Source organism: Gillisia mitskevichiae (assembly GCF_003634585.1).
GTDB lineage: Bacteria > Bacteroidota > Bacteroidia > Flavobacteriales > Flavobacteriaceae > Gillisia > Gillisia mitskevichiae.
This window is the reverse complement of sequence record NZ_RBLG01000003.1, coordinates 329970-354780: the sequence shown is the minus strand read 5'-3', so window position 1 is coordinate 354780 and position 24811 is coordinate 329970. Positions and strand designations below refer to the sequence as shown.

Here is a 24811-nt window from a genome sequence, read left to right as displayed (position 1 = left end):
CATATTTAATGTATTAATTTGAACAATTTGTACTTTTTACTCGAAATCGAGAGCTTTTTGACGTAGCTAATAGGTTTCGACTCCGCTCAACCTGACAATCGTTCTAAAAATTAAACTTTTATAAGTATGATGTCTTATCTCTTTGGTATTACTCAAATATCCCCAAGAATTTAAGTCCGAATACAAAGGCTCCTTCTGTTTTACCTTGATAATTGGAGACTACATAATCCAGCCTTAATAATCGGTATTTCCCAAATCCTAAGTTGTCTATTCCCACAGAAAACTCTGTATAAGGTTTGTTGTTCTCTATAGACAATGCGTGGGCACCAAGGATTAAATTATAATTCAGTTTATTTATCAATGGCAGTTTTCCTAAGATCCAGCCTTGAAAATCTTGCTCTGCATGTAGCTCCAAATAGTTGTTTTTGGTGCTAAGCTTATAATAGGGCAACAAATTAAATTTATTAAGGTAACTACCACTTCCTATTCGGGTTTGGTTTCCATTAAAGTGCTGGTAATCTAAAAATGCGATCTCGCTATCATTTAAAAAAGCACCTCCTTTTAAAGTGTATTGAAAATTCCCTTTATTTCCTAGTTTCACGGTTTGGGTGAGAGCCGCACGAACCTGATCGAAATCATATTCAGAAATATCACTTCCAAAACCTTTCTCATAGGTGAGCCATAATGTTGGAAATTTATTTGAAGGTACATTATACTTACTATCTGGATAACTCAAGTATTTCTGTGCAAAATCTATTTTCCCTGTAAGATTCAGTTTAAAAATATGATGATCTAAAAAGGGAGCGCTCTCAAAATTTTGTGGTTGTAAGGGATCGTTAGAAGTGTAGGCTATATCTTCTTGATTAAACCAGGAATTATCGCTAGAATTAAATAAGGCATTTCGCTGCTGATAACTTACATCTGAAAACAATCTGAATCCGTTGAAAAGCTCTTGTTGGTAGGAGATCTCTGCAAATTGCTTTTCGTATAATTTTAAATAATTACGTTCAAAAAATAAACTGGTAATATCATTTATTCTTTCTGAAATAGGCTGGCTAGGATTTATTTGCGCAGTTTCTACACCAGCTTCCACATTTAAAATAGGCTTAGAGATATTATTGAATTTTTTCTGAAAACCTGCCTTTATTCTGAAGTGATCATCACTAAATCCATAATTCATCTTGGAATAGATCCTCCAATATTTCCCGAAATTATCATCCAGATCTTTTCTGTAGGTGACATCCACAGAAGGGTTATATCCTTGAACTGTATTGTAGTGAGTTCCGAATAATGGAGAAGAGATGCTAAATCGCTGCTTTTTATACGAGTTTCCATAGCTATAGCCAAAAAGCACATTGGAAATGGAAAATTTGTTTTGTACTGTATCTACAGAATCCAGATATTTTTTGGATTTTTTTAATTCTTGGAGGCTATCCTTTTTCACATAATCTGTTAACTCTTCAGTAGTTAAAGGTACTGGCCTAATTTTATTCCAATATAAAGAATCCTTTTTATTGGCTTCATCGGCAAAACTTAAAACCTCTCTGGTAAAGGTTCTTTTTTCAAATTGAGGTTCGAAATTATAATTACTGTAAACTGCAGTAAACCTTCCATCTCCACCAATTCCAAACATAGAAAAACTAAAATCCACCGCCTGACTTATCTTGATCCAAAATTTATTTTCTTCAGAATATTTAAAGTTTTGCGTAAAAGTGAGTTCCTCTATGGGAGCCACTTGGATCGCTTGTCCTGTCGTTTTTAATTCTGTACCAAAGATCTGCCAGGTATCTTCTACAATATAAATGAAACCGTTAAAAACACGGTCTTTTGGACGCTTAGGAGTTGCTAGGATCTTATTGATAAGGTGACCTTCATTATCGTAAAAAACGCCTTCTAGCTTGTAATTGTAATAGTTAAAAGCATAATCGGCAATTGGAGAAACGATCTCTGTATTTAGATTGATGGTGTTGTTATAAAAGGAAAAATCAGACTCTTCAGCAGAGTTCAAGCTAAAACCGTTATCATTTCCACTCACTTTAGAAGCGATTATTTTCTCTTTAAAATCATCTGGCGCGCGAAATGTGATCTCAGAAATTGTTTCGCTTAAATATATAATTCCGCTTCGTGTAGAATCTAAACCGCCTCCTAAATCACCTAATTCCTGACCCAAGATCTTTTCTGGTGCGTTTTTTATTCTCCATAATCCGCGGGAATAATAATTGGCAGTGTATTGTTCTAATTTCGCAAGGTTTTCCTTTCTGCTAGCAATGGCATTTCTAATAATTCTATCGGCAGGATTATCTTTGGAGTTAATTGTAACCTCATCTAGATTGGTGGTTTCAGAAGTTAATTGAACATCTAATTGAAAAGGGAATTTTTCTACAACTATCTTTTTTTTGAAAGTTTGATAGCCTAAAAACTGAAAAACCAGTTCATATTCACCTGTTTTGGTTAGGCGTAGTTCGAAATTACCCTCCTCGTTCGTAGTAGTTCCTTGAGTGCCATCTTCAGTATATATATTTACATAGGGAAGTGGTAGGTTATTGTTATCTCTAACAGTTCCTGTGACTTGAGAAAATGTAAACTGGGAAATAAGTAAAAAAAGTAAGAGGAATTTTAAGCTACCATTCATGAACAGTGATTTTATCACTGCAAAATAGCTAATTAAAAGGAATGGGGAAGAGGCTTAATTAAACTCTTTTTTAATTCGATCTAAATTGCGCTTATTGTCTCTGTCTTTCAATGTTTCTCGCTTGTCGTATAACTTTTTACCTTTTGCTAAGGCGATCTTAAGTTTTGCAATTCCACGATCATTTATAAAGAGGTTTATTGGAATAATGGTTAGGCCAGTATTCTTAACTTCTTTCTCCAGTTTTTTAAGTTCACGCTTTTGCATTAGAAGTTTACGCTCACTTTTAGGGTTATGATTAAAATGTGAGGCGTGAGAATACTCTTCTACATGCATGTTAATTACAAAGAGTTCGTTGTTCTGAAATTCGCAAAAACTTTCAGTAATAGAAGCTTTCCCTAAACGAATTGCTTTGATCTCTGTCCCGGCAAGTTTTATCCCTGCCACATGGGTTTCCAGAAATTCATATTCAAATTTCGCTTTACGGTTCTTTATGTTGATGTTATTCTTCATAGAGGCACAAAAATAGGAAGGTTTAATTAGAAATTCCTATAATGAATTTGTAAAGTTTTAAGTTTGATCTTTTCTAAGTAATTTGGGAAGTTTTTTGTTAGGTGTAAGGAGTTAGGAATAATGTTGTCTTAGAATATTGATATTCTATATTAGAAAACGTCTATTGTGCTAATTTTTTTATCTTAGCGCCTATTTTAACTGTACTATGAGATACCTTTTAATATTTGCCCTGTTTCTATTATTTGCTTCCTGCCAGAACGAAAAAGAGCAATTTTCTGCAGATGAGATCATCAATAAAACTATAGCTACTGCTGGTGGCGATATTTACAAGAAGGCAACGATCGAATTTAAATTCCGAGAACATAAATATAAGAGCGTTCGTAATGGGGGAGAATTTCTCTTGGAGCGAGAGATCAAGGACTCGATAGATACTATTAAGGATGTGGTTAGTAACACCGGTTATCAACGTTTTATAAATGATAGTGTGATCACCGTACCAGACAGTATGATGGTTAAATATATTAGCAGCGTAAATTCTGTACATTATTTTGCACACTTACCTTACGGGTTAAATGATAAAGCTGTAAATAAGAAATTGGTAGGAGATGCAGAAATTAATGGAATGCCATATTATCAATTAAAAGTTACATTTAGCCAAGATGGTGGTGGCACAGACCATCATGATGAATTTTTATATTGGATTCATAAAGAGAACTTCACCATAGATTATCTTGCTTATAAGTTTCATATAAATGAAGGAGGACTTCGCTTTAGAGAAGCATACAATCCTCGTGTTATTGAAGGAATTAGGTTTGTAGATTATAAAAATTATACCCAAGACGATTTTAATACAGACTTATGTCAGCTAGATGAGTTGTTTGAAGAAGGGAAATTAAAATTACTATCTAATATCGAGACTAGAGATGTTCATGTTTCATTGAAAAAATCTTAGGTTAGTTTCCAAAAACATTTCCGAGTTTTATTGTAGGTTTAAATGGAAGAGATATACCCGTTGTTAACGAGATCTATCTTTTCTGAAATCTCTATTTTATTTCCATTTTTTAGCAGAAAATTTACATTGGTGATATCTAATACATCATGGTAATAATGATCTGTTATAATGATTCCCTTAGTTTGACTTAAACTTATTAAAAGCTCTTTAAGTAGTTCTTTATAAAGAGGCTCGAGCATAGAAAAAGGTTCGTCCAGCATGATAAATGGATGATCCAGAGAGCCTACTAGTAAGGTTTCCAGATAGCGTAATTGTCCCATAGATAACTTTCCAACTTTAATATTATCGAATTTAGAGACTCCAGGAGCATAAAAAACCTTGTTTTGCATCTCCTCATCATCACAAAATAGAGAAATTATATCTCGCACTTTAGTTCCTTTTGGTAAAAAGCTGTCTTGTGGTAGATACCCAATAAGACGTTGTGGAATTACTTCGTGAGCTTTAATAATTTCTGAATCAAATTTTATTTGAATATGGTTTGCAGGTAAAGTACCAAACATCATTTTTAAAAGGCTAGATTTTCCACTTCCATTTCTTCCGAAGATGCCCAATATATCTCCTGTTTTTATCTTAAAAGAAATATTTTCTAAAATTCTTTTTTTTCCGAAAGACAAATAGGCTCCACTTATCTCTAAAAGATGACTCATAATTTATATAGCTAAAGCTATTAGAAGCAATGGAATTGCAACAATAAGATTGAGAATCCAAACTATTTTTAGCAATTTCAGCTTAGTAAATCCAAGATTGAAATAGAGGTTGTATTCGTTATTCTTAAAATGCCAGAATGCAAAGCGGCCTACAAAAATTCCAATAGTACAAAACATAAAGAGGCCCCAATACCTATTAAATAAAAACATAATGAAAAGGGAGAAGACCAAATTCACGATATTAATATCTATATAATAACTCCAAATAGCCCGAACGTTCATTTTCTAAATTTTCAGAAATAAAATTAAAGAAAATGAAGTTATGGAAATTTTATCTCGCTAATTTCTTTTTTGAATACTATAACCTTAGATGAGGAATTGCCGTTTTAGGTAGTTCAGTTAAAACAGAATCCTATGAGTAAAATGAAAGCTTTGATCATGATCATGGGTTTATACCATAACCACCTAATATTTTTATTTCTTTTACTTTTTCTGGTGGGGCAGCAAATAAGGGCATTGCTTGAGAGATTAGTTCTTTTACTCCAATCACAGATAAAGAATTATCGTGATCTTCTTTAGAATCCCACACTTCTGTGCTCCATACAGTATCAGGATCTTCACTATCTATGCTTACTAAGTAAAGTTGGCAGCCTTTAGCTCGGGAGACTAATTCTGAAGCTTTTAGTAATATTGAAGATAATTTCTGGGCATTATTCTCGGTTGATCTGAATTTTACGCTTAGTCCGTACTTATACATATCCTTATTTTTGTAGGGTAAATAATTATTGGTAACAATGTAAATTTAGAACTTTTTTTCAAATATCATCAATTAGCTGTTTAAGGTTTACAGAATTCAGTTTCAGGATGATAACTCTTATAAAAAGCAGTGGAATTATGGTTTTACCTTAGATTCATATATTTTGATCCATTCTTCACAGGTCATTTTTGTAGCTAGTTCTCCAATCAATTCGAATGGGATTTGTTCAGGTTTCTTAAACCTAATACAGCTTTTACCCATATCCAGCTTTAATTTACTGTGTTTTGGAAACTCTCTTACAAACCAATCTAGTAAATCCTTATTTGTATAAATTCCCATATGATATATGGCTATAAAATTTTTCTGAGAGGCAATGCTCATAAAAGGTAGAGGTAGTTCTGGGCTACAATGATAACCAGCAGGATATATATCGTGTGGAATCACATATCCAATCATACCATAACTCATGGTTTCTTGAAACCCTTCGGGTAAATTTTCTTTAATTGTCGCCCTTAATCTGGACATACTTTGCTTACGATCTTCAGGTATCTTTTGTAAATAATCATCTGGAGATGTTGCTTCTATTTGCATATTCTAATTCATTTTTCCGTTTCTAAGGTTGATGCCAGTATATAAGTAAGCTTTTAGCGAGCAAACAAAATCTGTCCATCCTTGAGTTTGCTCAAGTGCTTTTTTTATTCCTTCTTCATTAGCTTCAAAAGCATCTTCAGTAATAACAATCTTTGTTTTATGTTCCTCTTCAGAAGATAGAAGCATAGATACTTTAGTTTTATTTCCGCAAGCTTCCCAATTAAAAGTGATTTGTTCATTTTTAATCACTTTTATAACCTCAATATTAAGTTTTACATTATAATCTTTAAACTCCCAAATGATCTTGTTCCCTTCGGAAAGAAAATCACTGGCATTAGATACAAAATACTTTGTAATCTGGGTAGGATCTACAATAGCATTAAATACCTTGTCTACAGTGCGCATTACATGATCTGAAACTTTTACTTGAATACTCATAGCTAGTAACGATAAAAGAAAGAATTTCTTTCGATGGATTTCTAAATATTTGTTAGTATTTAGATATTTTAAAATAGTTTGACTTTCATTTTTTTATACTCATTAAGGTCTAGAACATCTCCCATTAAAAATTTTCCAGTCACTTTTAAGTAGGGCTGAGTTACATTGGTAGGTAAATCGAAGATCAAGGTAGTAGTTTCGTTAGATTGAGGATGGGTATGATATATTTCCTGCCAGCCAAATGGTTCTCTTTCATTAAGTTTAATCTGCAGTTCTTTATTGTTATTATAAATATTCCCTTTGGAATCTACTATATATGCAATAGAGTTATTCCATGTATGCTCTACAACCTCTGCATTATTAATTACCTTAAATTTAATTCTATATCTCTTAGTGTAATCATCTACAGGTAGAATTTTAAAATCTGTTACTACATATTCAAAGTCATCATGATAGATGCTTTCATTCAATCCAATTTCAAGATTTTTAGGCTCAGACTCACAAGAAAATAAAAGTCCGATTATTAGTGATAAAAAAACTAAAGTTGATTTAAGGCTATTCATATTAAGCGTATTTACATTTAAAGTATTACAAATTCCAATCTAAATAAATATAGGGTAGTTTTTTGAGAGTTTTGTCCTAAAATGACGATCTCGACTTAATGAGATAGGTAAAGTTATAACAACCTAAAAATACGAAAAATGGAGATTAAGTACAATTTAAATATTTATCCGTTTTTGTAATAAATAATTGTTGCTGGTTAAGTATATTTTCTTTTCATTAAATCAAATAAATCAAATTTTTTTCTTCTAATGTGTTTTAAATCAATATTTTATAACTTTAATTTATTAATTTTTAGAAAAAAAACGAACGAGCTTACAAGATTGATGATTTCGCAATATGACCTTACTTTTTACAATTAATTTACAGTATTTTTGCTTAACACTAACAATCATAACGCAACCACTAAAAATTTAAAAATGAAACGTAATTTACTTTTATTTGTCACCGCTCTTTTACTTGGTTTCTCTGGGTTCTCCCAGGTAACTACAGCAGAAATGAGTGGTATTGTTTATGAAGCACAAGATCTCGTGCTTCCAGGAGCTAATGTAAAAGCAGTACACACGCCAACGGGAACTGTGTATGGAGCCGTTACTAATTTTGATGGTAGATTTACATTATTAAACCTTAGAATTGGTGGACCTTATACCATCACTGTTAGTTTTGTAGGGTTTAAGGATTACATTTTAACAGATGTAGATCTAAAATTAGGTCAAACTTTCAATTTAGATGTAACAATGGCTGCTGATGCTACCGCATTGGATGCCGTAGTTATTAACAGCGCAAAAAACACTGTTATTAATAGTGATAGAACTGGTGCCGAAACTAGTATTGGAAGTAGGGAACTAAAAACTTTACCATCTATTACAAGGTCTGCAGCAGATTTTTACAGATTAGAACCAACCGCTTCGAGCAATGGTTCTTTTGGAGGTAGAAATGACCAATTCAATAACTTTAGCTTAGATGGCTCTATTTTTAATAATCCATTCGGTTTAGATGCTGCAACCCCAGGAGGACAAACTAGCGCACAGCCGGTGTCTTTAGATGCAATAGAGCAAATTCAAGTTTCTACAGCGCCTTACGATGTTACTCAGGCTGGATTTACGGGAGCATCTGTAAATGCAGTAACTAAAAGTGGAACAAATACCTGGAAAGGTACAGTTTATGGGTTCTATAGAAACGAAGACTTAACAGGAGGGAAAGTTGCCGGAGACGACATCTTTGTTCCCGACCTCTCTCAAGCTCAATATGGAGTAAGTGTAGGAGGACCAATTATTAAAAATAAACTTTTTGTTTTTGGGAATTTTGAAAAAGATGATAGAGAAGATCTAGGTTCTAACTTCGTTGCATCAAGACCTGGATTAACAGGATCTAATGTTTCTAGAGTAACTGCAGATGATCTAGATTTTGTTTCAACTCAATTAGGAAACTTAGGTTACGATACTGGAGCTTATGAAGGCTTTACACATAAAACAGAATCTACCAAAGGACTTTTTAAATTAGATTGGAATGTTTCTGATAATCACCGATTAGCGTTTATCTACAATTTTTTGGATGCTTCAAGAGATGTGCCTGCTAACAGGGAAGCAATTGGAAGAAGAGGTCCGGATCTTACAACTTTACAGTTTAGGAATTCAGGATACAGGATCAACAACAAGATCAGTTCATTTTTAGTGGAATTAAACTCTAATTTCTCTGGAACTATCACTAACAAATTCCAAGCAGGATATACCAATTTCGACGATAGTAGAGATCCATTTTCTGCTCCTGCGCCTCCAATCAATATTCAGGAAGATGGAGTGCGTTATATAGTTGCAGGGCATGAGCCTTTCTCTATCAATAACAAATTAGAGCAAAATGTTTATCAGATCACAGATAACTTAAATTTTCTTCTTGGAAATCATACGATCACTGTAGGTGGTAGTTTTGAGAAATTTGAATTTGATAATTCCTTTAACCTAGGATTATATGATTTTGGTGGAAATCCAGATGCTGGACAAGGACCAGTAAGCACATTCTTCGATGCATTTACAAGTGTTAGAGGTGGTGCAGGAAGTTTTGAAGAAGCAGTTAATAATGGAACTATCGCAAGTGCATTAGCAAATGCTCAAAGTATTTATGACAATAACAACGCAAATAGCAGCTGGGCTTTAGCTGAAACGAATGTTGGGCAATTGGCATTTTACGCGCAAGACAAATGGAAAGCTACAGATAAATTCACCTTGACTTACGGATTAAGAGTAGATCAACCATTATATTTTGATACCGAAGATAAGATCCAAGAAAATATTGATAGAGCAGCTGGAGGAACCTTTCCTGATGGAAACTACCAACCAGATATTACTTATTTCAATGAAAATGGAGAAGAGACTAAACTAAACAGTTTGGAGCTTCCTTCTAAGAAATTATTATTCTCTCCAAGATTAGGTTTTAACTATGATGTAAGAGGAAATAAGACATTACAAATAAGGGGTGGAACAGGGATCTTTACAGGTCGTTTACCATTTGTTTGGATTGGAAACCAAGTAGCAAATCCTAATTTCTTCTTTTACACTACCTCGGCACCAGATTTTCAGTTCCCACAGGTATGGAGAAGTAATTTAGGTTTCGATTACAAATTTGAAAACGGAATCCTTGCTACCACGGATATTATTTACACAAGAGATGTAAATTCTCAAATGGTAAGAAATTACGGATTGGCAACACCAACAGGAACTCTTAATGGAGCAGATAATAGAATGGTTTATTTAAATTCTGATAGAGCTGTAAATGAATTTGGTGGAGTTACCAATGCATACGTTTTTTCTAATACAGATGTTGGATACTCTTTTAACTGGTCTTTTAAATTGCAAAAGACTTTCAATAATGGCTTATTTGCAACCATTGCCTACAACTATTTAGAGGCAGAAGATGCTAGTTCTCTAGATGCTGAAATTTCTAGTGATGCTTACGATAGAAACCCTGCATTTGGAAATGTAAATAAAGCAGTAAGTACTACTTCTCGTTATGGAGATAAACATAGAATTGTTGGACAGTTAAACAAATCCTTCAGTTATGGTGAAAATAAGCAATGGAGAACATCTATAGGTGCATTTTACGAATACGCACAAGGAGGTAGATTCTCTTATACTTATTCCGGAGACATAAACAATGATGGATCTGTATTAAATGACTTGATCTATATTCCAACACAATCTGATCTTGCAGGATACAATTTTACTGGAACAGATACAGAGCAGGAAGCGCAAAGACTTGCTTTCGAATCTTATATTCAGCAGGATGAATACTTAAGAGATAGAAGAGGAGATTATGCAGAGAAATATGCTGTTTTAAGTCCATGGAGAGGACGTTGGGATGTAAAATTCTTACAGGATTACGACTTTAAAGTTGGTAACGGGATAAATACGATACAGGTAAGTTTGGATGTTTTAAACTTCGGAAATTTAATTAATTCTGATTGGGGAGTTATTGAACTTCCAGTGAACGATCAGCCTCTAGGAGTTACTGTAGACGATACTAATACTCCGGTGTATAGTTTCGATCCTTCTCAGAAAAATACTTTTGCTAACGATTTTAGTTTAGATTCTAGATGGCAAATGCAAGTTGGTCTTAGATATATATTCTAAATTCCTTCAAAATAAAATGCATAAAAAAACTGCTCCAGAGATGGAGCAGTTTTTTTTATATAAAGTTCATCAATTCTGTTGTTAAAATTATTGTTTCTCTATAACCTTAGAAATGTAATCTGCATCTTTTTTTACTCCTCCTAAAGTTGCAGAGCCACGGGTGTGCAACCATGGAAGACCAATAAAATAAAGCCCTTTTATAGAACTCACTCCTCGTTTATTTTTTGGGTATCCTTGTTTGTCTAGTTCTAAACCTTGTATCCAATTAAAATTGGGACGATATCCAGTAGCCCAAACTATATTTTTAATAGTTGAAACTTCATCGTTTTCAAAAGTAATATCATTTTCATCGGCGCTTAAAGCTCTACCTACAGGGATCACATTCTTTCTGTTTAATATTTCTTTAATGTTAAGTCCAATAATTGGCTGAGGTCTGTTAGCAATAGCTTTCCCTATCCATGAATGTTTGCTGTAGCTTAGAAATCCAGTTTTAGTGAACCACCACCACAATGTTTTTCCTAGAATCTCTTGGGGTAAAGTTTTAGCATCATCTGGACCTGCAAAATAAGTTGTCGAACCATTTTTTGAGATCTCATCCAGGATCTGAAATCCGGAATCGCCACCCCCAACTACTAAAGTGTCACCTTGCTGTAATTGCCCAACATTTTTGTAATAGTTGCTGTGTATCTGTGTTACCTCTTTATTGATCTTTACTGAAAAAGGAGGAGTATAAGGAGTATGAAAAGGTCCAGTAGCAATGATCACATTGCGGCATTTAAAGTCCCCATTCTCATGCTTCAATTTAAATGTACCACTCTCTTTTTCTATTGAAGTTATAAGCGTATTGAATTGAATAGGAAGCTCGAATTTTTCAACATAAGCTTCAAAATATGCGGCTACTTCATATTTATTTGGATAATGCCCCTTAGGAGCAGGAAATTCCATTCCTTCCAAATGATTAAATTCCGTAGGTGTAAATAGAGTTAACGAATCCCACCTGCTTAACCACGATTCCCCGATTTTATTTTCCTTATCTACAACGAGAAAAGATTTCCCCATTTGCTTTAAATGATAAGCCATACTAAGGCCAGCTTGCGCGCTACCTACAATAATAAAATCATACATTTTTTTTGGATTTGCTGCAAAGATAGAAGAGTTAAGTGCTCTAATACAATTTTGGGAAGTTTAAAATTGGTAAAGGCACAATGGCTGATAATTATATCAATAAAAAAATCCGCATTCAATATTTAGTTGAATGCGGATTATATAAACATTTAATAATATTCTATTCTAGAACTTGAAAGCGATATTAGTAAATAATCTTGTACCATCAATTCCGAATTGAGTGGTTTGCCAAGGGTATTTAAACCTACCTACAAAATCTAAATTTCTGTCATTTGGAACTCCGCCATTGCTGCTATAAGCGTCTGCGAAAGTATCTGGATACACATTAAATAAGTTATTTGCTCCTGCAGTTACCGTGATCTTCTCTGTGAAATCATAACTAAAGCTAAGATCTGTTAATAATTTACCACCATAAGTTGCATCATCTGCAGGGTTACTTGGGTGTCTATATGTAACTTTTCCGTAGTGCATCATAGATAAGTGCGTGGAAAATTTATCTAAACTGTAATTTATTGAACCTATAATCTTAGATCTAGGTCTCCATGATTCTACACGAGAAACATCTTCTCTAGAGAATAAAGCGTCTCCTAAATTGTTATCCTCTATGAATTTTGGAAACTGAGTACTTCTTACTTCAGTTTTATTAAAATTGGCAGCTAAACTACCGCTTAAAAATCCATTTCCAAGCTCGATATTATCATAACTAAATACGATATCTATTCCTTGGGTTCGAGTGTTAATAGCATTTAAAAAGAATCCTGCAGCTCCTACATTCACGCTAGACAATGTTTGATCTATTGGGCTGGTAGGATCTCCTGTTGGAGTTACCTGGCCGGAAAGTACAATTCTATCATCTACATCTATTTGATACACATCCATTGTGATTCCAATTTTTCTGGAAAATCTGTAAGTTAATCCTGCTCCAAGGTTAAAAGAGGTTTCTGCATCTAGTTTTGGAATACCTAATGCGCGCAATGCAGGATTTGCATTGTTCAAAATTCCATTTTGTTGTATCCCATTTTCTGTAAGGGTCGTAGTAGTTGCCGTATAGTAAATTTGATGTAAGGCTGGTGCTCTAAAACCTGTACTTATAGAACCTCTTATAGCTAATTTGTCATCTAAGGTTTTATATCTAGTATTTGCCTTCCAGCTTACATTAGATCCAAAGTCAGAATAATTCTCATAACGTACAGCACCTCCCAGTAGGAAGTCTTCCGTTATATCTGCAGTAACATCTGTATAAAGTCCTAAATTACTTCTGTAGTCATTGGAAGCGTTTTCGGGGCTAAATCCACCAAAAGATTCAGATCCAGTTCTATCTGTAGGATCATCTGGTGTTCCATCTCCATAAGAAGCAAATTCTCCTGCTTCTGTAACAAAACGTTCTGTACGATGCTCTGCTCCAAAGGCTAGAGTTAATGAATTTAATCCGGTATCTTCAAAAGTTCTTACGATATCAAGATTATTTACAACATGGCTAAATTGATGAGCACCATTATAAAAGTCTGATGGGCTACTTGCTCCAAAAGATTGATTAAAGGAATTTTCGATATAATAATCTATCCTGTTTTGTCCCATGGTGGAACTTAAGTCGAAATCCCACTTATTAAAAGTTGTTCTTAAACCTAATGCAAGGGTGTAATCATTAATTCTAGGTGCCATCTCTGCTCGGAAATAGTCTGTCCCAGGATAAATTTGTTCAAAACCAGGAACCCAATATGGAACTCTGGCAAATTGAGCAGAAGATCCTGTTCTATTAGCTAAAGTACCAAATGAATAAATCTCGGTATTAGTTTCTTCATCTAAGGTATAACCTGTATTGTATGCGAAATTGGTAATGGTTATATCTGGTGATCCCACTTGGAATCCAGCTGCCGGGTTGCGTTGTAAAAACGATTGTAGATCTGATGTTGTAAAATCCGTATCGTCTGTAACTCCCCAATAGCCAGCCTCATCTTCTACACTGGTTACTTGCCCAGCTCTTTGAGTTTGTTTCTGATCGAAATAGCCGAAAGTAAAATTAGCAAAACCTTTATCTGCTATTTTTACTCCAAACCCAGTTTCAATTTGGTACTGTTCTCCATCACCTTCTGTAGTTACACTATAACCCGTATTTATAAATGGATCTGAATTCTCTTTAAGAACTAAATTAATTACTCCGGCTACGGCATCAGAACCATATTGCGCGGCAGCACCATCTCTTAGTATCTCTACTCTTTCTAAAGCTGCAGATGGTATAGCTTTCATATCTACACCAACTTCTCCACGGCCTGGAGTTACATAACTATAAACTAATGCACTTAAGTTCTTTCTTTTCCCATTTACCAATACCAATGTTCTACTAGGAAATAAACCCCTTAGACCAGCAGGACTAAAATGTGCTGCGGCATCAGATACTGGTTGTTCTGTAGAATTGTAAGAGGGAACTTTAGCCATTAATTGTTGATCTAAAACACCTTTTCCAGTTTGTTTTAATTCTGAAGTTTGAATATTATCTACTGGTACTGGAGAATCGAAAGAAGTTCTTGGTTTTCCACGACTTCCAATAATAACAACATCATCTAATCTTGCAGCGGCTTCTTCCAGTTGCACATCTATATTCTTCGTTTTCGAAACATCCACCTCTTTATTTTTAAAACTTATAAAAGAGATCACAATAATGTTTTTTCCTTCAGGAAGCATCAAACTGAATTTTCCATCAAAATCTGTTTGCACTCCTGTGTTAGTTCCTTTTACTAAAATTGTAGCGCCAGGAAGAGGAGCTCCTGTATTATCTCTCACGATCCCAGTAACCTCTTGTTCTTGCATTGTAACATAACTCTCTATAGTTTCTTTAGTATTAATGCTGTTTGCATTCATCTGAAAGCTGAAGAAAGCAAAAAGGATAAGGCCAAAATTCAGCCTTAAGGACGTATTATTTTCAAATTTAAATAAATTGGGTAATGATTTTTTTGAGTATTCTTTTCTCATTTCATTAGATATTGATTGGAATTGCATTGATTTTCAACACATTTTAGGAAGTGAAACTCCAAATCTAACTTGCATAATAATTATAGGTACAGCGAATTAAACCGAAGTGCCGAGATTAGATTGAAATCATGGAAGTTGGAATATTGGATCTCCAAAAGGAATTTCCCCATTCTCTTATAATTAAAGTTTTGGGAAAATTTTATAGGTTAATGAGTTAATGTTAAACTCATTTTTATTTGAATAATTAGGACAATTTCCTAAATTATAAGAAAACGAATATAAGAAAATTATAAGCGACCTGCTAATTTTTCTAGTATTCAAAGGATATTATGAGAATATGATATTTTAAATATTTAGATAAATTCTGAAATTTTAAGAAGAAATTGGAATAGGTTAAATATTTAGAAATGCACTTCTCACCATTGAATTAAATTTATTTTTCAGCATAGACGAATTACCAAGTTTATAGAAACTGTGCTTTAAAGATTACAAAGAGACTTGAGGAAATGATTTACTAAGTTGAAGGTGAATTTAATTTACAGAAAGTAAATTGATCTCAAAGATTAGTACAGATCCCCCTGGAATTCCGTTAAAATTGTTAGAACCATAAGCAAGATGTGAGGGAACTAATAATAGACCAGATCCTCCTTCTTTAAAATATTGAATTCCTTCTGTCCACCCCTTAATTACCTGTTGTAAGTTGAAGCTAATTCCGCTAGAATTACTTTGGTCGAAAACAGATCCATTTAAAAAGGTTCCTTTGTAGGCAACAGTTACATCTGAATTTGCAGTAGGTTGTTCCCCAGTTCCTTCTTCATTTATAACGTAATATAATCCAGTATCACTTTTTAGGGCATCAAGATCATTTTTTTCTATATAGGTAGTGATCTCTTGTTCGTTCTGAACTTTATAATCTACAGGTTCTTTTTCACTATCATTATTATCGCAAGCAATAAATAGAATAAGTACAAATGCAAGTAGGGAATATTTCATGTTTATTTATTTAAAGCTCAAATATAGGAATGTAAAAACTGTTTTAAAATATAAATATAGATTTTGATGAGTTTATCACCCACGTTTTTTGCTTACAAAAAAGCTAAACTTATCTTTTAATTGAAAGGAACAATGAGCAAACTATTCTAAATCTAATAATCCTTGGAATACTTCTAAAAATTTTGCCACATGAAAACCATCCATTAATCCGTGATGTACATTAATTGCTAGCGGTAATTTATATTCATTTCCTATAGAATACATCTTTCCAAAAGTGATTTTAGGGACACTATCTGCATGTTTAAAGTTTCTGGAATGTGTTAGCCCAGTTAGTTTATGCCATGGAAAAGAAGAGATATGTACAGCATCTAGGCGTTTAGCATCATCACTAAATCTAAGGCCAGTGGAATTTTGAACTTCTTCAATCTCTTGTTTCAATCTCTGCTGAAAAATGTGGAAATCTGGATCAAATTCAACAAAAGAAAAGGCAAAAGTACCATCTGGTCTTGCTATTGTTGGTGCAGAATTCACTTTTTCACAAACAACTACTTCTTTATCTAAAATCCTGTATGAGAATTCCGGGATTTTATTAACTGCGGCTAAGGTTTTGTGCAAATAATGTGCGAAAAAAGAGCGTTCATTATTTTTGGAAAAATGATAAGCTTTCGTACAATCTACTTCAGAAACTATCCCAAAAAAAGGCTCATCGAAAGTTGAGAAAAATTCAAAATGTTCTTTTCTATTCCAATTGTGTAGATCGAGTTTTTGCATTTTCAAAGGTCTGTAAAAACTTGAAAATAATAGAATTTAAAAGTGCAGAAATTTTTAAAATTCTATCGCAGAAATAACTTCTAAAATAATTGGCTCTCCTATCTTTTCTTCAATTTGTTGCTTGATTTTTATCATTTCTTCTGATTCTATAGCTTCTGGACTTACCAGTTTTATAGAAACCATTAGTGGTTTTCCTGTTCTAACCTTTACATCTCTCAAATAGATATCGTCGAAACTAGTTCCTTCTAGTTTTGAGGTTATTCTCGCTTCTTGTTTAATTCTATTGAAAGAAAGGGAAAGTGGGATCATTACAATACTAATAATGATCAAAGTATAAACTAATCCCATTCTAGCTCTTCTAAAAGGAGCAAAACCTAGCAACAAAAATGTAATACCTGCAAACATTATAATCCCGGCAAGGTTGGTTAAATAAAGTAGAAAGGCACCAGAAAACACTTCCCAGTCCCACCACCCAATTCCAATTCCTGCAACTGCTAGTGGGGGAACTAAGGCAACAGCGATAGCTACCCCTGCCAAACTTTTTGCGATTCCTTCTTTTGCATGGGCATAAGCTGCGGCAATTCCAGACGCTACTGCTATTCCCATATCTAAAAGAGTAGGGGTTAGTCGTGCATCTATTTCAGAGGTTAACACCTTTAGAGGAATAATCATACTAACTCCAGCAGCAAATATCAATGCTACTATGGTTCCAATCAAAATAGTGACTATTCCGGTTTTTAGCATATTAGTGTCATAACGCACCATTCCCATGGAAAAGGATACGATTGGAGCGATGATAGGTGCAAGGATCATAGCGCCAATAATTACTGGAGATGAGTCACCAAAAAGCCCAAAAGTGGCAATTAGCGTGGCCAGAATCATCATTACTATGAAAGAAGAGCTAAGTTTTGCGTTCTCTTTTAAAACTTTGAATAATTCCTGAAATTCTTCTGTAGTAGCTCTAGGTAAAAAGGGCATTTTTCGCTGCGTTAGTTCTTCCCTTTTTTCGCCAGTAGGTAATTTGTCTATTTTGAGATTCTTTTTCTCGTCTACACCTTCATTTTTTGAAGCATATTCGCTTTTTTGTTGAAGTTTAATTTCCCGGTTGTGTACATTTAAATTGATTTCTTTCGCAGATAATTTCTCTCCATCTAAAGAGAAATCTATTGGTAATTCATTCTCAATTTTTAGGTTGGTAGTTTTAATATGCCCTATAAATGAAGGTAATTGAGCCTTAGTTACAGGTTTGGGTAATAAGCTTTTAAATAAAAAGGCTAAAAGCTGAAAAATGCTTTGTGGTGATAGAATGAGTACCTGAAATTTACCATCATTCAGTACAATATTATTAAGTAATCTTTTAGAGATAACAGAGGCAGAAGGATGTTCTACAGCTATTATACCTAAGGCCGATGTATGAATAATTTGTTCCTCATCTGCACTTATAAGAAAGGTCTTATGCGATAATCCAGGTAATCTTCTAATGTTTTTTATAAATTGAAATACTTCAGATAGAAAACCAGGGGTTCCTTTCTGTTCAGAAAAAATAAGAACATCTCCTACATTTACAGATTGAAGTACTGGAATCTCATTACAATAAAGTAAATCTAATTCATTAATTTCTTTTTGCTCAAGGATCTGGTTAGCAACCTCTTCCAATTTTCCTGTAACTCCAAGACCTTTGAGTGCTTTTTGACAATCTGGATGCGGAAGCAATGCTAGCCGCCACTCATTTTTCGCAGTCTTAATTAATAGGTCTTTAAAATTTTCGTCCGAAAGGTAGGAAACAAGTACAGATTCTTCTTCTGGAACAAATTGTTCGGATATAGGAAGAGTAAGTAAAGTGAAGTTAGATTTCTCGAAAAATGGAATTACATTTTCTGTAATATTCTCAAAATCATCTTGATGATGGACTAGATAAAACATAGTTGGATAGCTGCGATTACGCTGCAAGATATCACTTTTGTCAAAGTTGGGTTTAGATTTAACCAAAAGTTGGGGATTTCTAGATGCATCGTAATTGACATCAATTAATTATGCATCTGGAAATCCCGAAATAGTTTAAAGAAATTAAAGTTCTATCTCTACCTGATTGGTGATAAGATCTTCAAAAACTTCTCTTTTTCTAATAAGATGAGCCTCTCCATTATACCATAACACTTCAGCAGGACGATATCTGGAATTGTAATTACTAGCCATACTAAAACAATAAGCACCAGCATTGCTAAAACTTAGAAGGTCACCCTCTTTTATTTCAGAAATCCTTTTATTGGTAGCAAATGTGTCTGTTTCACAAATATAACCCACCACAGAATAAAACCTCACTTTTCCATCTGGATTAGAAATATTCTTTATTTCATGTTGAGAACCGTAAAGCATTGGCCTGATTAAATGATTAAAACCAGAATCGATCCCAGCAAATACTGTAGAGGTAGTCTGTTTTATCACATTTACTTTCGCAACGAATTTGCCAGCTTCACTCACTAAAAATTTTCCTGGTTCGAAGGCTAGAGTTAGATCTCTACCATATTCTTTACAGAATGTGATAAATCGCTCACTTAACTTTTCGCCCAATTCTTCAATATTGGTTTCTATATCACCTGGCTTATAAGGCACTTTAAATCCGCTGCCAAAATCTATAAAATCCAGATCTGGAAAGTTTTTTGCAGTTTCAAATAAGATCTCAGATGCATATAAGAACACTTCAATATCCAAAATATCACTTCCAGTGTGCATGTGGATCCCATTAATATGCATTCCAGTATTATCTATAATTCGCAATAAATGCGGAATTTGATGAATGGAAATTCCAAATTTAGAATCTATATGGCCTACCGAAATATTGCTATTTCCACCCGCCATTACATGTGGATTGATCCTAATACATACAGGAATTTTAGGATGTCTCGTTCCAAACTGTTCTAAAATAGAAAGGTTGTCTATATTAATTTGAACACCTAAAGTGGTTACTTCTTCAATTTCTTCTAAAGAAACGCCATTAGGAGTGTAGATAATTTTTGAGGGATCGAATCCTGCCTTCAATCCTAATTTCACTTCTTGAACAGAAACGGTATCTAAACCGGCTCCTAACTTTTTAAATAATTTAAGTACAGAAATATTAGATAATGCTTTAACCGCATAATTAATTCTAAGGTGATCCACCATATTAAATGCTGAAGTAAGTCTTTTATATTGAGACTCTATTTTTTCTGCATCGTAAATATAAACTGGACTGCCGAATTCTGCAGCTACATTTAAAAGGTCTTGATTGTTCATTAAAGTTGAATTTTACGTTACAAAAATAATCGAGATTTTTAATTAGATATAAAGAATACCAAAATAAAACTAATTATTTACTTCTGTTAAAATTAGGAACACCTATTATTTCTTAAGAATAAGATTAAGCCTCTACAGCGATTGCTGAAGTTTCTTGATGTTTTTTTCTAATTAATATAACTCCAATAGCTATTAAAACACCACTTCCCGCCATTGCTGCTCCCACTAATGTTGCTGAAGTAAAACCGTATCCCATGGCTATTGGTAAACCCGCTAAATAGGCGCCAGAGGCATTACCCATATTAAATGCACTCTGATTTAAAGAAGATCCTAGCATCTCCGATCCTTTAGAGGAATTTATCACCGCCATTTGAATAGGAGTAGAGATACAGAAAGCAACCATACCTATTAGAAAGGTCATAATTAAAATAAGAATAGGATCATGTGCTAAGTATGAATTCGCAACCAAAAGAATGACCATGGTGATTAATGTAAGGATCACAGCGTAGATAGGGCTAAATTTTTCAGCAAGTTTTGCACCTAAGATATTTCCAACTACCATTCCTAAGCCTGCAAGGATCATGGCATAACTAACCACGCTTTCATCATGTCCTGCAACGTTTGTTATTAAAGGAGCGATGTAACTATACCAAGCAAAAAAGCCTCCAGTTCCTACTGTAGTAAGTAAGATCACCATCCATAGTTCAAGTTTTTTAAGCACTTTTAAATCTTTTTTAAATCCGTCTGGAGAAGATTTATCTAAAGCAGGCATCCAAAATTTTATCCCTAGCATGGCCATAATTCCTATTATTCCAACCATTAAAAATGAAATCCCCCAACTATATTGATGTCCCAAATAAGTACCCAGTGGGACGCCTAATACATTTGCTAAGGTTAAACCGGTGAACATGATAGCAATTGCCTGAGCAGATTTTCCGGGTTTCGCTAATTTTCCTGCTACTACGGCTCCAATTCCAAAAAATGCACCATGTGGTAAGCCAGATAAAAATCTAGCTGCTAGAAGCATTTCATAACTTCCTGCAAATGCAGAAAGTGTGTTGAAAACTGTAAACCAAAGCATTAATAATAGTAAGATCTTATGTGCTGGATATTTTCCCCCAATAGCTGTGATCAAGGGAGCGCCAACTACTACGCCTAAAGCATAGGCAGAGATAAAATGACCAGCTTTTGGAATACTAATATCTAAAGCAGTAGCAACATCTGGTAAGATACCCATCATCACAAACTCCGTCATTCCAATTCCAAAACCACCTATAGCTAATGCTAATAATCCTTTATTCATCTAGAAAAAATTAAACCGCAAAAATAAGATAGAATTCCTGTTTGGCGTAATAATATCAAGGGAAACCACGATAACGTTTTAGTGAATAAGACCTGTAATGCAGCCATATTTGGGTTGCTTTTTAGAGCTTTTAAGTAGAAGAGACTTATATCCCAAAAAAGATTGGTACAATACTTTTACATTTGTTACTTTTGCGTTCCGTAATTAATACTGAAGAAAAGCAGATTATGAACATACACGAATATCAAGGAAAAGAAATTTTGAACAGCTTTGGCGTACGCATTCAGCGTGGTATTGTTGCTCATAATGCAAAAGAAGCAGTAGATGCTGCAAAAGAACTTACCGAGTTAACCGGAACCGGATGGCACGTAATCAAAGCTCAGGTGCATGCCGGAGGCCGTGGTAAAGGTGGTGGAGTTAAACTTGCTAAAAATCTTAAAGAGGTTGAAGAAATTGCAGGACAAATAATCGGGATGAATCTGGTTACTCCTCAAACTTCTGCTGAAGGGAAAAAAGTTCACCAAGTATTAGTTGCAGAAGATGTTTATTATCCTGGTGATAATGAGCCAGAAGAATATTACATGTCTGTACTTTTAAATAGAAATACAGGACGTAATATGATCATGTATTCTACTGAAGGTGGAATGGATATAGAAACAGTTGCAGAAGAAACTCCGCATTTGATCTTTACTGAAGAAATTGATCCTTCAGTTGGATTACAAGGATTTCAAGCAAGAAGAATAGCTTTTAACTTAGGTTTAAGCGGAACAGCTTTTAAAGAAATGACGAAATTCGTTACTGCTCTTTATACTGCTTACGTAGAATCTGATTCAGCTTTATTTGAGATCAATCCTGTTCTTAAAACGAGTGATGATAAGATCATGGCGGTAGATGCTAAAGTAACTTTAGATGATAACGCTTTATACAGACATAAGAATTATGCAGAAATGCGTGATATCCGTGAGGAGAATCCTGTAGAGGTTGAAGCAAGAAAAGTAGGACTTAACTATGTAGATTTAGACGGTAACGTTGGGTGTATGGTTAACGGGGCAGGACTTGCGATGGCAACTATGGATCTTATTAAACAAGCAGGTGGAGAACCAGCTAACTTCTTAGATGTTGGTGGTACTGCAGATGCAAAAAGAGTAGAAGAAGCTTTCAGACTTATATTGAAGGATGAAAACGTAAAAGCGATCCTTATTAATATCTTTGGTGGTATTGTAAGATGTGATCGTGTTGCACAAGGAATTGTAGATGCATATAAGAACATGGGTAACATCAATGTGCCTATAATTGTTCGTTTACAAGGTACTAATGCAGATATTGCAAAAGAAATTATAGATAATAGCGGATTGGATGTACAAAGTGCAATAGAATTCCAGGAAGCTGCAGATAAAGTTCAGGCTGTTTTAGCTTAAATTATAATCTCAACATATTAAAAATCCCAAACGAAAGTTTGGGATTTTTTTGTTTTGAAAAGTTTGAAATCGAAATGATTTTTTAAAATTACAACATACCACTTACTTAATGCTCGTTCGCTCTAAAATCGGGATAAGCATCCATTCCATGTTCATGTCTGTCTAAACCTTCCAATTCCTCTATTTCAGAAACTCTTATCCCAACAAAAGATTTTATGATCTTAAGAATAATTAAGGAGCTTATTACACAAAATGCGCCCACAATTCCAACACCTATTAATTGATTAATAAATTGATCTATTCCTGCCATAGATCCAAATATCCCAACAGCTAATGTCCCCCAAATACCACAAATTAGGTGTACAGCGATTGCTCCCACAGGGTCATCTAGTTTCAATTTATCTATAAGAGCTACGCCCATTACTATAACAACACCGGCAATTAAACCAATTACTACAGCTTCGTTGGGAGACATTAAATCGGCTCCGGCAGTAATTCCTACCAGTCCTCCTAAAATTCCATTGAGGAACATGGTAAGGTCATAATTCTTATACATTAAGGTGGAAGTTAAAAAAGCTGAAATCCCACCTGCTGCTGCGGCCAATGATGTGGTAACAAGTACAAGGGAAGTAATTGCAGGATTTGCAGATAATACAGAGCCTCCGTTAAATCCAAACCATCCTAACCATAGTATTAATACTCCTGTAGCTGCAAATGGAATATTGTGGCCAGGAATAGGTTGAGGTTTGTTGTTTTCATCGAATTTACCAATACGTGGTCCTAATAGAAACACAGCCACTAATGCGGCCCAACCTCCAACAGAGTGTACTAAGGTAGCTCCGGCAAAATCATAGAATCCCATGCTATCCAGAAAGCCACCACCCCATTTCCAGGAACCAACTATTGGATAGATGAAGCCAACGTAAATTACAACAAACATCATAAATCCTCCAATTTTAATACGTTCTGCAACTGCTCCAGAAACAATGGTGGCTGCTGTTGCAGCAAACATCCCTTGAAAAAGGAAATCTGTCCACCAAGTATATCCTCCGCTTGCATATGCTGGGACCATTCCATTTTCTGGAGCGGTTATTCCGAAGCCTGCAAATTTTAAGATCCCTGCAGATCCTTCTTCAAATCCCGGATACATCAAATTGAAACCACCTATATAATACATAAGTAAACCTGCACAAATAATGAATAGATTTTTGAAGAGTATATTTATTGTATTCTTTTGTCTGGTAAGTCCAATTTCCAGCAATGAAAAGCCGAGGTGCATAAAAAATACCAGCCCAGTACAAATCATCATCCATACATTGTTTATTGTAAATAATCCTGAGTCCATATAAATAACATTTTATGCCTAATAATTAGTTTAGAGTTTCTTTTCCTTTATCACCTGTGCGAATTCTATATGCTTCATTGATATCGGATACAAATATTTTTCCGTCGCCAACTTCTCCTGTGCGTCCTGCATCGAGGATGGCATCGATAGTAGATTGTTCAAAAGCATCATCTACAACTATGGATAAATATCTACGCTGAATATCGCTAGTGCTATAGGAAACTCCCCGATAGACACTGCCTTGTTTTTCATTTCCTAAACCGGTTACATCCCAATAGGAAAAGAAATTGATACCTTTTTCATGTAAGGCTTTTTTAACAGCAGAAAATTTTGATTTTCTGATGATTGCTTCTATTTTTTTCATGACTTATATAATTAGTTTAAAATTTATATACTGCTGCAAGAAGTGCAGTGGGGGAGATCACATCATACCCCAAATACGGATTCCAGTTACTCAAGGTGAGCATTACTTTATCATTCACATTCCAGTCTACATAAAGCTGATTTTCGATATTAGAACTTCCAATTGAATTAAAAACTGCATCTCCCCCGCGAGGTCCAAATACGAGATCTGCTACTTCTTCTACCTTTCCTATTTCTTAACCCATAACTACCTTAGACATACCTATTGCAAAACCCAGATCGTTAGCGAAAAATCTTGCATGAGTCTGTGTATCTAGTTCCTCATAATTAAGGTTGAAGGAATATAAATTGAAAAGTATAGATGCATCAGAAGGACCTGAGATATTAATCTTTTTTGTTGGAGCCTCTTCTTCTTGTGCATAAGAATTGAAAGCAAAAGGAATATGGAGAGCTAAGCAATTTTTTTTCATATAGAT

At 34.4% G+C, this 24811-nt stretch carries 20 protein-coding genes; 3 read left to right on the top strand and 17 right to left on the bottom strand.

What is annotated here, in order from left to right; all coding sequences use genetic code 11:
- Positions 1–148 precede the first annotated feature (148 nt).
- Together BC962_RS12335 and smpB are read right to left on the bottom strand one after the other, a co-directional pair.
- Positions 149–2632, bottom strand: coding sequence for a DUF5686 and carboxypeptidase regulatory-like domain-containing protein (locus tag BC962_RS12335; RefSeq protein WP_121346331.1), 2484 nt, complete (start codon positions 2630–2632; stop codon positions 149–151).
- Positions 2633–2686: 54 nt separating this feature from the next.
- Positions 2687–3142, bottom strand: a complete 456-nt coding sequence (gene smpB / locus BC962_RS12330) for an SsrA-binding protein SmpB (protein ID WP_121346330.1) — start codon at positions 3140–3142, stop codon at positions 2687–2689.
- A 205-nt stretch (positions 3143–3347) separates the two neighbouring features.
- Between smpB and BC962_RS12325 the strand changes: the two genes are divergently transcribed.
- Positions 3348–4094 carry a DUF6503 family protein gene (locus tag BC962_RS12325; protein WP_121346329.1) on the top strand — a complete coding sequence of 249 codons (747 nt, stop codon included), beginning with the start codon at positions 3348–3350 and terminating at the stop codon, positions 4092–4094.
- Between the two features lie 38 nt (positions 4095–4132).
- Here BC962_RS12325 and BC962_RS12320 read toward each other — a convergent pair whose 3' ends face one another.
- From BC962_RS12320 to BC962_RS12295, 5 genes are all read right to left on the bottom strand, one after another.
- On the bottom strand, positions 4133–4801 hold the full coding sequence (locus BC962_RS12320) for an ATP-binding cassette domain-containing protein (protein WP_121346328.1): 669 nt from the start codon (positions 4799–4801) through the stop codon (positions 4133–4135).
- Positions 4802–5243: 442 nt separating this feature from the next.
- Positions 5244–5558, bottom strand: coding sequence for a putative quinol monooxygenase (locus BC962_RS12310; RefSeq protein WP_121346326.1), 315 nt, complete (start codon positions 5556–5558; stop codon positions 5244–5246).
- Positions 5559–5693: 135 nt separating this feature from the next.
- A complete protein-coding gene (locus tag BC962_RS12305) occupies positions 5694–6149 on the bottom strand; it encodes a DUF1801 domain-containing protein (RefSeq protein ID WP_121346325.1) in 456 nt (151 codons plus the stop codon).
- Positions 6150–6152: 3 nt separating this feature from the next.
- The gene (locus BC962_RS12300; RefSeq protein ID WP_121346324.1) at positions 6153–6587 is read right to left on the bottom strand and encodes an SRPBCC domain-containing protein; all 435 of its coding nucleotides are present in this window, start codon (positions 6585–6587) and stop codon (positions 6153–6155) included.
- A 68-nt stretch (positions 6588–6655) separates the two neighbouring features.
- Complete coding sequence (locus tag BC962_RS12295) at positions 6656–7150, bottom strand: hypothetical protein (protein WP_121346323.1); 495 nt, start codon at positions 7148–7150, stop codon at positions 6656–6658.
- Positions 7151–7567: 417 nt separating this feature from the next.
- Here BC962_RS12295 and BC962_RS12290 point away from each other — a divergent pair, with 417 nt between their 5' ends.
- Positions 7568–10774 carry a TonB-dependent receptor gene (locus tag BC962_RS12290; RefSeq protein WP_121346322.1) on the top strand — a complete coding sequence of 1069 codons (3207 nt, stop codon included), beginning with the start codon at positions 7568–7570 and terminating at the stop codon, positions 10772–10774.
- An 87-nt stretch (positions 10775–10861) separates the two neighbouring features.
- Here BC962_RS12290 and BC962_RS12285 read toward each other — a convergent pair whose 3' ends face one another.
- The 7 genes from BC962_RS12285 to BC962_RS12255 form a co-directional block, all read right to left on the bottom strand.
- Complete coding sequence (locus BC962_RS12285) at positions 10862–11899, bottom strand: flavin-containing monooxygenase (RefSeq protein ID WP_121346321.1); 1038 nt, start codon at positions 11897–11899, stop codon at positions 10862–10864.
- 165 nt (positions 11900–12064) lie between these two features.
- Positions 12065–14869 carry a TonB-dependent receptor gene (locus tag BC962_RS12280; protein WP_245984183.1) on the bottom strand — a complete coding sequence of 935 codons (2805 nt, stop codon included), beginning with the start codon at positions 14867–14869 and terminating at the stop codon, positions 12065–12067.
- 531 nt (positions 14870–15400) lie between these two features.
- Positions 15401–15862 (bottom strand): FKBP-type peptidyl-prolyl cis-trans isomerase, encoded by a 462-nt coding sequence (locus BC962_RS12275; protein WP_121346320.1) that lies wholly within the window; start codon positions 15860–15862, stop codon positions 15401–15403.
- Between the two features lie 141 nt (positions 15863–16003).
- Positions 16004–16633: a chloramphenicol acetyltransferase gene (locus tag BC962_RS12270; protein WP_121346319.1), complete on the bottom strand. Its 630-nt coding sequence runs from the start codon at positions 16631–16633 to the stop codon at positions 16004–16006.
- A 54-nt stretch (positions 16634–16687) separates the two neighbouring features.
- Entirely contained in the window at positions 16688–18556 is a 1869-nt protein-coding gene (locus BC962_RS12265; protein ID WP_121346393.1) for a TIGR00341 family protein, read from the bottom strand.
- A gap of 144 nt (positions 18557–18700) precedes the next feature.
- On the bottom strand, positions 18701–19906 hold the full coding sequence (lysA, locus tag BC962_RS12260; protein ID WP_121346318.1) for a diaminopimelate decarboxylase: 1206 nt from the start codon (positions 19904–19906) through the stop codon (positions 18701–18703).
- A 124-nt stretch (positions 19907–20030) separates the two neighbouring features.
- Positions 20031–21209, bottom strand: coding sequence for an MFS transporter (locus tag BC962_RS12255; RefSeq protein WP_121346317.1), 1179 nt, complete (start codon positions 21207–21209; stop codon positions 20031–20033).
- 227 nt (positions 21210–21436) lie between these two features.
- On the opposite strand from BC962_RS12255, the gene sucC reads away from it, so the two are divergent.
- Complete coding sequence (gene sucC, locus BC962_RS12250) at positions 21437–22627, top strand: ADP-forming succinate--CoA ligase subunit beta (RefSeq protein WP_121346316.1); 1191 nt, start codon at positions 21437–21439, stop codon at positions 22625–22627.
- A 106-nt stretch (positions 22628–22733) separates the two neighbouring features.
- On the opposite strand, the gene BC962_RS12245 is transcribed toward sucC, so the two are convergent.
- From BC962_RS12245 to BC962_RS12235, 3 genes are all read right to left on the bottom strand, one after another.
- Entirely contained in the window at positions 22734–23972 is a 1239-nt protein-coding gene (locus BC962_RS12245) for an ammonium transporter (RefSeq protein ID WP_121346315.1), read from the bottom strand.
- A 25-nt stretch (positions 23973–23997) separates the two neighbouring features.
- Positions 23998–24336 (bottom strand): P-II family nitrogen regulator, encoded by a 339-nt coding sequence (locus BC962_RS12240; protein ID WP_121346314.1) that lies wholly within the window; start codon positions 24334–24336, stop codon positions 23998–24000.
- A 235-nt stretch (positions 24337–24571) separates the two neighbouring features.
- Complete coding sequence (locus tag BC962_RS12235) at positions 24572–24805, bottom strand: hypothetical protein (RefSeq protein WP_121346313.1); 234 nt, start codon at positions 24803–24805, stop codon at positions 24572–24574.
- Between the last annotated feature and the right edge of the window lie 6 nt (positions 24806–24811).